The sequence below is a fragment of the Companilactobacillus huachuanensis genome, from assembly GCF_005404815.1.
GTDB lineage: Bacteria > Bacillota > Bacilli > Lactobacillales > Lactobacillaceae > Companilactobacillus > Companilactobacillus huachuanensis.
In genome coordinates this window covers 37,743-50,266 of sequence record NZ_BJDF01000003.1, presented here as the reverse complement: position 1 = coordinate 50,266, position 12,524 = coordinate 37,743, and the positions used below count along the sequence as shown (strand labels likewise).

Here is a 12,524-nt window from a genome sequence, read left to right as displayed (position 1 = left end):
TTTTATCACTGACCATAACCATCTCGAGGTGCCATCTGCTTAATGGTCTCCCCTTGATAGATCATTCTTCCAAGATGGTTTTCTGCCGAATCATCATAAAGATAAACCATAGTAATTCCATTATCAGTATTATCAACTCTAATATAAGTAGCATCAGAAGTCTTCCAAGTATAGGTCATACCTAATCCATCGACAAAGACTGACTGATACATACTACCGACATATTTCTGAATTGATTGAGAGTCCTTTTGACCAAATGCCTGTCCCACACCCTCAACATATCGTTCTTCCTCTGCAGGAGTTCGTTTGTTAACAACCTTCTTGATTGGTTTCTTTTTAACAGCGACCTTCTTATGTACTTTGGTAGTTTTAACAGCACTGTTGTCCTCTGAGGAAGATTTACTATTATCAACCAAAGAAAATCCAATTACAAAAATTATCACAATAATAATCAGAAAAATAATCCATTTAAAATGTTGCTTATTGTTCTCCATGTTTTTCCCCTTAGCATGAATATAAATCCTATTGATTCCATTCTAAGGGTAATGGCAAATATTTCAACAAACATCTTAGATCCAGCTTGGTTTATCACCATCAGTATTAGGCTTATTCAAACCAATACTCTCATTTTGATATTGTTCTGGATCATTGATAACTTTCAAAGCAAAGTTGGCCACACTAGCACGTGAAACTTCAGTCCCCGTCATCGGTTGATTAACACTGGTTTCCTCATAGTTAATTTCATCCTTATTGGTTAACCATGAAGGACGAATTTCGGTATCCACAACGGAAGAATTCTCCAATAACTTGGCTGACTCACGAAATCCCGGTAAGAAAGCAGCAATAGCTTGTTCGTTCCATTCGCCAAATTTTCCAGCAACTTCATGATGTGCTCCCAATGCGCTGATAAAAATTAATCGTTTCTTGCCTGTTTGATTCATTGCAGCCAAAATGCTTTCAGTTTGCTTAGCCAAATCAGTTCCACCAACGTTTGAGTAAATAATGTCAGCAGGTTCCATTGCTTTAGCCAATTGCTCAGTTTTCAAAACATCACCATCAACTAAAGTCACACGGCCATTATCGTCATATTCTGCCAAACGTTGCGCATCTCTGAGAAACAAAATCAACTTGTCGTCAGTTTCAATCAATAATCTCGTAGTCAAAATTCTTGCTGTGGCACCATGAGCACCAATAATCATTACAGTTTTCATATAAAAATCCTCTTTTTCTATTTGTGAAGTTTAATAATTACTTTTTGGTTATCTTTCATGTTCTTAATAATTCTCAAATCATCCTTAGAGTCGAAATGACCAATAATGTGAATCCCGTCATAGTAATCAACTTTGCCCCAGTAAAAGACCAATCTCTTATCGGGTGACCAATAGCCAATATTACCTTTTTGAGCACTGGATCCTGTAGGCATCTTCTTAGTACTCAAGTTAAAATTTAAATCAGCTGTATTCTCGTTCAAACCTGTAGCGCCTTTAACAAAAACAGTCTTCAGCGGTAATTTTCTCTTCAGAGATACAGCTGCTGAACTGTTATTCAATGTCCCTTTGAGATACTTTTTACCAACCTGAACATCTATTTTCGTACCCTTAGCTAATACCACTTGCTCACTATTATGAAAGGTAAAACCTAATACTATCAAAAGTGAGGTTAATAATAGGATAAGAACTGTTCTACGTTTTTTCATATAACCGGTCATTCCTCCACAATTAATGATTAAGTTTACAATAGACGCATATCAAGACTATGTCTAATACATATAATGGATACATATTCATAACTTATTATTATATTACAGGTTACACTATATAATTATGGGCAAATTGCATAATAAAAAGCGAGTTGTATCACACTAAAATAATTGTGATACAACTCTTTTTTTTATTTTAACTAAAGGTTGAAAGGTGAAAAATTAATCTAACAATTGCTATTACAGGCCTGAAGCTAATTTATTTAAATACTCAGAAATCTTCATTTTATTGTTCCCGCCCATTAAAAAAACTAGTTGGAAGAGCTGAGAGTATTCATCTGCAGCGAAAGTGGCGTTATTGCTTCAGCAATTACACCACCGGGCGTGTTGAAGACTCGCGGTTTTTGCGAGGCTTCAACCGAGGTTCCGAGACCGCCCTTTGGCTCGGGCCGTTCCGCGCAGCAATTGAATACTCTCAGCTCTGGAGACGGCATCCTTAACTAAACTTTCAACCTTTAGTTAATTTTAATTATTCAGATGTAACACTGTTTGCTAATTCCTTACGACCCCGTTTGAAAATAAATATCGACACTACTAATACGCCAATTGCAGCCAAGTACATCACATCGTAGGAACTACGCATTATCAGCATACCGCCAAGCAATGGACCCAGTGCCCTTGCAAAGGTGGCCGCCATATTAATGATACTTTGATAACGACCAGCCTCGGACTTCGGAGTCGATTCACTGATCAACGCTGGAATTCCTGGATAAACAAGCATTTCTCCCAGTGTCAACAGCACCATCCCAACCGCGAATGATATATATTTTGTTGCCCCAATCAATGATCCAAAGGCAACGATAAAGAAAATAACTCCAACTGGAATCTGAATTTTCTTAAACCAATCCTTATTCTCAGCCAATTGATTAATTAATGGAAGAAACACGACAATTACGATAGCATTTATCGTCCACAGAAGACTGTATTTGCTGACTGGGATACCTAATTTAGTCAAGTGAGCCGAAATATTACTGCTCCATTGAGAGTATGAAACCCACGTTGTACCTAAGAAAATGGCTATCAACGCTGTCCCCGGTTGCAACTTCGACTTAATTTTACCAGTACTCTTATTTACGTGTTTGATTACAGTGGTTCGATTACCATACCAGAATACTCCCAACAAAAAGAACAGAGTGAGAAAAATAAAATTGGCAACAAAAACCAATGTCATTTGAATCCCTGCTATATAGCCACCTAGAGCCGTACCAATAGCATTTCCCAAATTTGTTCCAACATAAATGGCATTAAATAATTTATATTTATCAACTTCATCAATTTGAGCACCGAAAGAATTAATAACTGTAAATGCACTGCCGACGCCAAATCCTAATATCGGTAGAAGAATCGGATATGCCGGCCACCCGTGATTAAAGATTAGTCCAACTAGAGCCAACATCCCTATCATGGTGCTGATCATAACTGTTTTGTGACCACCAATTTTATCAAATAACTTTCCACCAGCATAATTTCCTAAAAATGTCAGTATCGAATTAAAGAATAAAACTGTTCCCGCCACAGCTAATGACTTATGCAAATAATCATGTATAAAAATCGTATTTATCGGCCAAATAAAGCTGGCCCCAACTGATTCTAAAAAAGCTCCAATTATCAATGCTTGTGCGTTTACCTTTTTCATCTGCGAGCCCCCTTAAAAAAAAACCGCCAGCACTATGCTGACGATCATCATACAAAAATCCTATCATTCTAAAGGAGCTTGTCAATACAGAGTTACTTAACCACTGTCAATTCGTTCAAAGTTTTTCCTTCTGGCGATTTCAATTGTAACCAACTGTTAGTTCCAGCAAAATACAAAAATGTCCCAACTTCATTGACACTTCGTAATTTAACATCTGCAATTAAAATATTATTTTCTATTTGAGCAGCCTGTTCATCACGCAAACGTAACCCAAATTTACCGGCAAATCCAATCACGCCTGATTTCGTCAAAGGAGCTTCAGCTACCAAGTTAGCACCAGCTTTAATGACTAGTTCATTACGTTTAGTCCAATAAACAGTCGCTTTACTTCCCATATAATCAATTGAAAATGGTATCTCCGCTAGAGATGCCGAATATTTGTGACGAGGCTTGGCAGCAAGCTTCTTTGGCTTAGAAATTTGCAATCCAAAAGCCTTCAACAAAGGCATAATTCTTTCCCAATAATTGGCGTACACCTTTGCTGACTCAGGTGAAATAGTCATCTTATAGCCAACGTTAATTTCATAACCTGCTTGTTCCATTTCCACAGTTAAGAAGTAGAAAAAATCTGCCGGAATAATGTTTTCTGGAACAACTAATTCAATAAAGTTTTCCGTGTCATCCAAATTATCCAAATTACCATAACTCATTCCAATTACTAATTGTTCCTTCATAATTATAAAAATTGATTCTTCATCAATCTCATCAGGTTTAGTTAAATAATAATTAATTATTCCTAAATCATTTAATTTTAGTGTTATTTTATTATCCGAAAAATTACCGGTGATCTTTGTTGTCATATTTATTCCTTCCAATATCTGATTATTGAAACATTGTTTAAAGTTTAACATAGTCCTTATTTTTTTATCCAAAAACGCCTATTTCTAAGTGAATTCGGTTGAATCCAGTTAAAGAAATTTTCTGAAAGTTAGCCATTTATCCTTACTAAATGACAAAAAAATCAATAACTAATAATAAATTACTGCCATTTTTTGAACTAAGCCAACATTTTATAACACTTCTTATGAAAATTGAAATCCCTCGGCTGGGTATAACATATATAATATGTCATGATAAGAGTTTTAGTAAACCTAACTTCTAAATTAACTTTAAAAATAAATAATCACTATATATTTTTTCACTTATTAACTTCTGGGAGGGGGAATAATTATGAAGATTAAAAATAATTTAAAATTATTTTTAATTGGCTTATTTTCAATATTATTGGCCTTTATTTGTTTTAGTACTAATGTTTCCGCGGCTATTAGTGCCACTGATTTTGATGACGGGATAACTGGTTGGCAAACTGGTACTTCTAACAAAATCGGTCAAATAGATATTGGTACATCTTCTTCGACTGGTAAGAGCTTAAAATTGGGGTATGCTTTTGGACTGGCTCAAAATCAAAGTGGTTTAGTTTCTGGTATGAGTGATGATACGATTTTAACCCCCTCGCTAGCTACAAGTACAAATAATATTCAATTTTCTAAAATGAATGTTTTTCTAAATTACGGTGGCAGTTACATCAGTTCTGCCTTTCAATCTGGCTATAAATATACTTCTTCAAATACAAGTAATGTTTCTTTAACATCACCAAATTTTATGTTGGCACCCTCAGACAGTACTAAATCTATTACTGCTAAGGATTTTTCAATTCTCGGTGCTGGTACTAATACAAGTAATAATGGTAATCCTGGTTTAACTGATAAAAAATTTTTCTATACAGATCCTAAAGATGGCTCTGCACCTTCATATAAAATAATGGGTAATTATGTCAGAACCGCTGGTAGTGCCAATAATGGTGCCTATAATCTAGAGGTTGAATTACTTTTGAGACCTTCACCTACCAATTCTGCCATTGTTCAGCGTGAACTCTATGTTAAAAATACGGGCGAAGACACTCAAAAATTCACTATTCTCTTTAGCGAAGATACTAAACTAGGTGATAGTAATGGTGGTAATGATGCCGTCCCTATTTACAACCTTGGAAATGGTCAAGGTCTCTACATTCAAAATCCTTATGATAGTGATGACTTTAAATTGATGGTCACTAATCAGACTCAAGATGGTTTCAAATACTACAGTGGACAAACATACGATAGTTCCAGTATGAATTGGGCCAAAGGCTTTAGCAATTCTACAGTCACTGGTACTGGTGCCGAATCTGGACCAGTCAACGACAGTTTACTTGGTACAGATAGCAGCGGAAATCCTAAGTTTGGTGATTCTTCTTATACTTTGAAGTGGAATCCCACAACTCTAGCAGCCGGTGAAACAGCGCATTTCGGTTCAACCATCGGTGTTACTGCCAAGCCATTCTCAATTCCCACTCCAACCAAAACATATACCAATGAAACTCGAACCGATGGTACCAACAAAGTCGGCGACAAACTGAAATTTAATTTAAAAATGACCAATAACGGTTATGGGGCACAATGGCGTTACGACAAATTAGTCGATCAACTACCAGCTGGACTTCAAGTCGACTCTAGTACTTTACGGCTAACTGATAATAGTGGTACAACACAGGTTCTCGCCCCAAGTGATTACGATTCCACTACCAATACTATTACAATTCCACCGGCTTTATCGTTAACAGATGATCAACATGCAACCGTTACTTTTGAGGCTCAAATAACCAACGATGCGTTAACAAGTTCTGGTGGCGAAAATACTATTACGAATAAGGCTGAATTCACAGGTCTTGACGTAGGTAACAATGAGACTGAACAGAAGACTTTCGACGCTTCAGTTGATATTAAAGTTGAACCACCTGACTACAGCTATACTTTTACTAAGCTAATCAAGAAGCATAGTGATACTGATTACACAACAAGTGTCGATGGCAAAAGTGGTGATATTGTTGACTACCAGATTCTCTACACCGTTAATACAACTAGTAAAGATTCACTTCAAGCCGGGGCCATAATTGATGATGATCTACCTGCCGGACTTGAATTAGATACGAGTTCTATCAAGATTTGGGGTCCAAATGATTCTGATGATGCCGGATATAATCAAAGTCACATTAATACCGGTAATATTCAAGCCGTTGGTAAAGGTCAGCGAGTTAAAATTGAATTTAGTGCCAAGGTCACAGCCTCAACCGCGGGAAAAATAACTAACACTGCTTATATTAAGAATGTAAATACCACCGGTAACCAATCTTTTGATGAACAATTTTCAACTGGTGCTAATCTTAACGTTCAAAACGTCAATGCCATTACGAGTTACCCAACCAAAATAGACTTTGGTTCAACGAATATGTATGGAAAAGACAAAACCTTGAACAATGTTAGTACAACTGGTGAATTGATTGTCGCTCACCCTGACAGTAATCCTTATAATGTCACAGTTTCTTATGACAACGACAATCCTGATTCTCAAATGAAAAATACTGCTGGTGACACTTTGCCTGCTGACGCCTCTGGTCTACTCTTTATCAGACAAAGAAATGATTCGGATTCAGATCCCGGTAATTGGAAATCCATCACTCCGACAGGAACGACAATTCAGAGCTCTAATTTCACTGATTACAATAGTGCCGTTAACCTAACTGGTTATGTGGGGGCTGGCGACTGGCAAATTAGATTAGCTGCTAATACTTCTCCGGGAGCATACAACGGTACACTTACTTGGGGATTAACTGAATCAGTTTAGAAAAATGTAATAAAATTTAAGTTTCCTTAACAAAAGATTCAATAACGTTAGAATCTGGTATTCTATTTGATGGTAGAATCAGTTGTTTTTGTAAAAGAAAAAGTGCTCCATAATTGTTAGATAAAAATCTAATGGTTATGGGGCACTTTTCTATTTTTGACATGATTAACTAAAGTTAGTTAATCATGCCATTTCCAGAGCTGACAGTATTCATCTGCTGCGCGGAACCGGTTCGAGCCAAAAGGCGGTCTCGAGCAAGGCTGCTGAAAAACTCCTGAATTTTTAATCTTAAAAAATCAATTCCCATAAAACAGTTATTATTGAGTACAAAAGTGGGTGAAATTACCCAAAATAGTGCTTCAAATAAAACGAAAATGGTGGATTAAATTTCTATAATTTAGTTTTTCAGCAGCCTCGTCTCGAGCCTCGGTTGAAGTCTTACCAAAAAACGGTCAGTCTCCAACACGCCCGATGGTGTAAGAATAAAGTTCTAACGCCACTTTCGCTGCAAATGAATACTGTCAGCTCTTCCAACTAATTTGTTCTAATGATAGTGATAATCAAAGGATGATTTTTATCTATATAAATTATTCAACATTCAAATTTTATTACAATTTATTGATTTTAGCTCCACATGATTCACGTATTACCAATTCCGGCAAATTCAGTGAATCATTAACTTCCATCTTTTTACCGCTAATTCTTTCAAACAAATGAATCAAGGCTATTTTACCTAGTTTTTCATTGTGTTGATTTACGGTTGTCACTCTAGGAATCATAAACTCACTACCCGGAAATTCATCGCAACTTCCAATTACTATATCCTCAGGAACTTTGATACCATTATCAGACAGACACCTTATTGCACCACAAGCAACTTGATCATTAATTGCCACAATCGCATCCGGCAAATCTTTTTCCTCTTTTAAAAGTTGAGTTACAGCATCGTATCCAGATTGTGAATAGAAGTCTGTCAAGATAATCTCTTTATCATCAACCTTTGAATAAACACTCATAATCTTTTTAAAGGCTTTAACTCGTGATGTTGTAACTCGTACCCCACGTTGACCACCAATAAAGGCAATTTTTCTATTACCTAATGCAAGCAAATGTTGTGTTATCACAGATACACTATGCTGCTGATCACGTTCCACGAATGTAGCCTCACAGCCACCAACCTTTTCTGCAACAATAACCACCGGAATTTTTTGATTTAATCTATTTAAGGCCGACATATAATCTGCATCTATATCTTCCTTATCAATTTCTCCGCCGAGAATTAGAACTCCATCAACTTTTCGTTCCTCAACATTCTGGAAAGCTTCAATTTCTAATTGGGACCCATTTTCAGAGCGTCTCTTACCTGCTGTCATCGTATCAATAAGTAATAAGGTATACCCTGATCGATGAGCTATTTCACCAATTTGAGATAATAAATCAGTAAAATACGGATTATTTATATCTGAAACTAATACCGCCAAAGTTTTTGTTTCACTGGAAACCATACCACGAGCTAACATGCTGGGCTGAAAATGTGTTTGTTCAATAATTTCCTTAATCTTTGCTCTTTTTATGGGTGATACAGATGGACTATCATTAAGTACCCTGGAAACGGTGGAAACAGAGGTACCTGATAATCTTGCAATTTCTTTTATCGTAATCTTAGCCATAAATTTTCACCTCATACTTGTTTAATTATCTTAGACCAGATTCATCACAATGACAATAAAATCGTTTGGTAACGTAACCAAATAGATATTGACATAGTCCATTCCCGGTTATACAATGATTTTGTTAAATGAAAGCGCTTATTTTAACTATTTTATACTTGAAAACGTTATTTTATAAAGAAGGCTAACGACATATGACTAAAACAATCCTATCTGTTGATCTAGGAGGAACGAAAATCCTTGTCGGTGAAGTAGATCGACATGGTGTTATTCACAGCTCACGTCGTTATCATTCCGATGTTTCAACACAACGAATCGCTGTAAATCAGATTAAATCGGATATTTCCGATTACTTATTGAATATTAACTCAAGTTCAAGTATTCAAGCCATTACAGTTGATGTAGTTGGACGAGTCAATAGTAAAGCAGGGGTTTGGGAGGAAATAGATCCAACTAATATTAATCCCATCAACCTTGCTAGTGAGATTAGTAAAACCTTTAATCTACCCTGTTTTATCACTAATGATTTAACTGCAGCGACGGTAGCTGAAAATTTGTTCGGAATTGGTAACGTTACCAAAAATTTTATTTACTTAAGTATTGGCACTGGCTTAGCAGGACGCGTTGTTATTAATAATGAAATTATCGTTGGTCCAGATTATGATGCTGGTGAATTTGGCCATGTGGTAATTGACCAGAACAGTCCGGACAGATGCGAATGTGGGCGATATGGATGTATTGAACCATTGGCCTCCGGTTTAGGAATGTCCAATCGGACTCATCTATTATATAAGGATTTTCAAGGTCAAACCAAAATAACTGTCACCCCTCAAAAAAGAATTGATGCTCGAATTCTCTTTGATGCTTATGACCATAACGATCCTTTAGCCGTGGCAGTAGTGGAATCAAGTTTAAGAGCAACGGCAAATCTGATTATGAATTTAACTAGGATGTTAAACACTAAAGCATTTCGTCTAGGTGGAGGTGTTGTCACTAATGGTTGGTATACTGATCATTTGCAAAAATATCTGGACCAACAAACGATGAGATTCGTCACTTATGGTGTTAAAAATACTGATTTAGATCCAAATACGATTGCTTTAATAGGATGTGCTCTAACTGGATTTGCAAAATTAGATTTAAATATTCACCAGCAACAAGGTTTTGAAATAAAGGCTAATTAAAAGGAATTTATTGGAGGGAGTTTTTATCATGAGTAAAAAAAATGGCGCAGGTTTTGATGCTTTTATTTCAAAACATTTGCTTCCAATTGCAGAAAAACTAAGTCAGTTTAAACCATTAAAGGCCATCCGTGATGGTATTGCGATGAGTATGCCATTAATTATTGTTGGATCCATCTTCTTAATCGCTGGTAGTTTTCCGATTACCGCTTGGACTAATTGGATAGCGGCTACATCGCTTCACGGCATTGCAATTGCAGATTTATTTAATAAAATTGTTAATGCTTCATTTGGACTGTTAGGAGTTATCAGTTGTTACGGAATCGCTTCAAGTTATGCCGCCTACCATGAAACTGATGGTCAATCTGCCGGTATCATTGCTATCGGTTCATACTTTGCCATTACTCCAAGTATCTTTACTAGCGGCAAGGTTATTTCTGAAGGTATGCCTTACGACTACTTAGGTTCAAAAGGATTATTTATTGCCATCATTATTGGTTTGATTACAGGTGGAATTTTCCAATGGTTCATTAATCATGATATTAGAATTAAAATGCCAGAAACAGTCCCACCCGCAGTGTCAAAGAGTTTCAGTGCCTTGATTCCTGGAGCTTTAATTATTTCTCTATTTGGTTTAATTTACGCTATTTTTGGTTGGTTAGGCTTAGGAAATGTTCATGATTTACTCCTCCATGTTTTATCTAAACCGCTTGGATTTTTAGGTGGAACTTTAGGCGGAACTCTAATCGCTGTCTTCTTGAATAGTGCCTTCTGGTTTATTGGTATTCATGGATCAAGTATCGTCAACAGCATCATGTCACCTATTTGGTTAATGAATACCGACGTTAACCGTTCCTTATTTCAAGCCGGCAAATTAACATTAGCTCACGGTGGAAAGATTATCGCTGCTCCATTTATCGACAACTTTGTCTACATGGGTGGTGGTGGCGCCACTTTAGGACTTGTACTTGGGATTGCACTTTTAGTCAGCATGAAGAAAGCCAGCAAACAATTACAAGTCCTCGCTCCAATTACCGTTACGCCTGGTATTTTCAATATTAATGAGCCAACCATGTTTGGGATGCCAATTGTTTTAAATACTAGTTTGATCATTCCATTTTTAATTGCACCGATGTTCAATGCCTGCACTACCTACTTTGCAATGGCTACCGGAATCGTTCCTTTGTGTATCGGAGCGGTTGTTCCTTGGACCATGCCACCAATTATTTCTGGATTTTTAGCAACAAATAGTTTTATGGGCTCTGCATTGCAAATCGTTAACCTTATCTGTGATATTTTAATTTACTTGCCATTCTTATTAGCCCAAAACAAACAACAGATTATCCAAGAAGCAGCTGTAGATACCAATGAAGACATCGCATAAAAGAATAAATCCGATTTTTAACAAATTAATAAATTTGAAAGGTAGATAGCACATGGGAAAATTAGGAGTATCTGTTTATCCTGAACGATCAACATATGAAGAAGACGCTGCTTATCTGGATTTAGCAGCTAAATATGGCTTTAAACGTGTATTTACATCACTATTAGAAATAAAAGGTCAAAAAGATGACGTTTTAAATGAATTCAAAAGAGTTATCGATCACGCCAATTCATTACACATGCAAGTAATCGTTGACATTAATCCTGGATTGTTTAGTCAATTAGGCATTACCTATGATAACCTCGCATTTTTCCACGACTTAGGAGCCTGGGGAATTAGGTTAGATGTTGGTTTCAATGGGTTAAATGAGGCAGAAATGACACACAATCCTTATGGCCTAAAAATTGAAATTAACATGTCTCAAGGTACCAAACAAATTGATAATATTATGTCATTTTCACCTAACCGTGATAATTTATTGGGTTGCCATAATTTTTATCCTCACCGTTTTTCAGGATTAGGGACATCTTTCTTCCAAGATACAACCGCATCGTTCAATAAGTACGATTTAAATACAGCGGCATTTGTTAACTCACAAAACGCTACCTTTGGACCATGGCCCACTCAAGATGGATTGCCAACCATAGAAGATCACCGCAACCTTTCCATTGAAACACAGGTAAAGCATTACATATTAATGGATTCAATTAATGATTTAATAATTGGAAACGCCTACGCCAGCGAAGAAGAATTACAATCCATGCATGATGCTTTTACTGCTGTATATCCGACCCTCAGTGTCTCAACAAATAAAGATATTACCACTCTGGAAAAAGAACTTTTATTTAACAATCAGCATACTTATCGAGGTGATCGTAGTGAATACATCATTCGAAGTTCTGAAATGCGTATGAAATATGCCGACGAGAACATACCAGTACATAATACCGTGGACATTAAACGTGGTGATATTCTGGTTGATAACAATGAATATGGTCAATATAAAGCTGAAGTTGAGATTGCACTTCAATCAATGACAAATGACGGTCGTGCCAATGTAGTCGGTCACATCGATCCCAATGAATTATTCTTGCTAAATTATTTAAAACCCTGGAGTAATTTTTATTTCAAAGAGCACAGTGATCTATAAAAATTTAATACTTTAAAATTTTGG

10 protein-coding genes are annotated in these 12,524 nt (G+C 36.4%); 4 read left to right on the top strand and 6 right to left on the bottom strand.

Translation table 11 applies throughout. From position 1 onward, the window contains the following. Window positions 1-5: 5 nt before the first annotated feature. The 5 genes from FFM71_RS02575 to FFM71_RS02555 all read right to left on the bottom strand — a co-directional run bounded on the left by FFM71_RS02575 (window position 6) and on the right by FFM71_RS02555 (window position 4,255). Window positions 6-494, bottom strand: coding sequence for a hypothetical protein (locus FFM71_RS02575; RefSeq protein WP_137610632.1), 489 nt, complete (start codon window positions 492-494; stop codon window positions 6-8). A gap of 75 nt (window positions 495-569) precedes the next feature. Next, on the bottom strand, window positions 570-1,211 hold the full coding sequence (locus FFM71_RS02570; RefSeq protein ID WP_137610631.1) for an NAD(P)H-binding protein: 642 nt from the start codon (window positions 1,209-1,211) through the stop codon (window positions 570-572). 17 nt (window positions 1,212-1,228) lie between these two features. Next, on the bottom strand, window positions 1,229-1,696 hold the full coding sequence (locus FFM71_RS02565; RefSeq protein ID WP_171000443.1) for a cyclophilin-like fold protein: 468 nt from the start codon (window positions 1,694-1,696) through the stop codon (window positions 1,229-1,231). A 532-nt stretch (window positions 1,697-2,228) separates the two neighbouring features. After that, a complete protein-coding gene (locus FFM71_RS02560; protein ID WP_137610629.1) occupies window positions 2,229-3,395 on the bottom strand; it encodes an MFS transporter in 1,167 nt (388 codons plus the stop codon). A 92-nt stretch (window positions 3,396-3,487) separates the two neighbouring features. Beyond that, entirely contained in the window at window positions 3,488-4,255 is a 768-nt protein-coding gene (locus FFM71_RS02555) for a hypothetical protein (protein WP_137610628.1), read from the bottom strand. Between the two features lie 370 nt (window positions 4,256-4,625). Between FFM71_RS02555 and FFM71_RS02550 the strand changes: the two genes are divergently transcribed. Further along, window positions 4,626-7,115: an isopeptide-forming domain-containing fimbrial protein gene (locus FFM71_RS02550; RefSeq protein ID WP_137610627.1), complete on the top strand. Its 2,490-nt coding sequence runs from the start codon at window positions 4,626-4,628 to the stop codon at window positions 7,113-7,115. 608 nt (window positions 7,116-7,723) lie between these two features. Here FFM71_RS02550 and FFM71_RS02545 read toward each other — a convergent pair. Further along, on the bottom strand, window positions 7,724-8,785 hold the full coding sequence (locus FFM71_RS02545; RefSeq protein ID WP_137610626.1) for a LacI family DNA-binding transcriptional regulator: 1,062 nt from the start codon (window positions 8,783-8,785) through the stop codon (window positions 7,724-7,726). Between the two features lie 194 nt (window positions 8,786-8,979). On the opposite strand from FFM71_RS02545, the gene FFM71_RS02540 reads away from it, so the two are divergent. From FFM71_RS02540 to FFM71_RS02530, 3 genes are read left to right on the top strand one after another with little or no spacing between them, the layout of a single operon-like run. Next, complete coding sequence (locus FFM71_RS02540) at window positions 8,980-9,969, top strand: ROK family protein (protein WP_137610625.1); 990 nt, start codon at window positions 8,980-8,982, stop codon at window positions 9,967-9,969. A gap of 28 nt (window positions 9,970-9,997) precedes the next feature. Then, on the top strand, window positions 9,998-11,350 hold the full coding sequence (locus FFM71_RS02535; RefSeq protein ID WP_137610624.1) for a PTS sugar transporter subunit IIC: 1,353 nt from the start codon (window positions 9,998-10,000) through the stop codon (window positions 11,348-11,350). A gap of 52 nt (window positions 11,351-11,402) precedes the next feature. Further along, the gene (locus FFM71_RS02530) at window positions 11,403-12,500 is read left to right on the top strand and encodes a DUF871 domain-containing protein (RefSeq protein ID WP_137610623.1); all 1,098 of its coding nucleotides are present in this window, start codon (window positions 11,403-11,405) and stop codon (window positions 12,498-12,500) included. Window positions 12,501-12,524 lie beyond the last annotated feature (24 nt).

What these genes read in the sequence shown, in the direction of transcription:
- FFM71_RS02575 (WP_137610632.1), bottom strand. Translation starts at nt 494, where the DNA reads ATGGAGAACAATAAGCAACATTTTAAATGGATTATTTTTCTGATTATT.
- FFM71_RS02570 (WP_137610631.1), bottom strand. Translation starts at nt 1,211, where the DNA reads ATGAAAACTGTAATGATTATTGGTGCTCATGGTGCCACAGCAAGAATT.
- FFM71_RS02565 (WP_171000443.1), bottom strand. Translation starts at nt 1,696, where the DNA reads ATGAAAAAACGTAGAACAGTTCTTATCCTATTATTAACCTCACTTTTG.
- FFM71_RS02560 (WP_137610629.1), bottom strand. Translation starts at nt 3,395, where the DNA reads ATGAAAAAGGTAAACGCACAAGCATTGATAATTGGAGCTTTTTTAGAA.
- FFM71_RS02555 (WP_137610628.1), bottom strand. Translation starts at nt 4,255, where the DNA reads ATGACAACAAAGATCACCGGTAATTTTTCGGATAATAAAATAACACTA.
- FFM71_RS02550 (WP_137610627.1), top strand. Translation starts at nt 4,626, where the DNA reads ATGAAGATTAAAAATAATTTAAAATTATTTTTAATTGGCTTATTTTCA.
- FFM71_RS02545 (WP_137610626.1), bottom strand. Translation starts at nt 8,785, where the DNA reads ATGGCTAAGATTACGATAAAAGAAATTGCAAGATTATCAGGTACCTCT.
- FFM71_RS02540 (WP_137610625.1), top strand. Translation starts at nt 8,980, where the DNA reads ATGACTAAAACAATCCTATCTGTTGATCTAGGAGGAACGAAAATCCTT.
- FFM71_RS02535 (WP_137610624.1), top strand. Translation starts at nt 9,998, where the DNA reads ATGAGTAAAAAAAATGGCGCAGGTTTTGATGCTTTTATTTCAAAACAT.
- FFM71_RS02530 (WP_137610623.1), top strand. Translation starts at nt 11,403, where the DNA reads ATGGGAAAATTAGGAGTATCTGTTTATCCTGAACGATCAACATATGAA.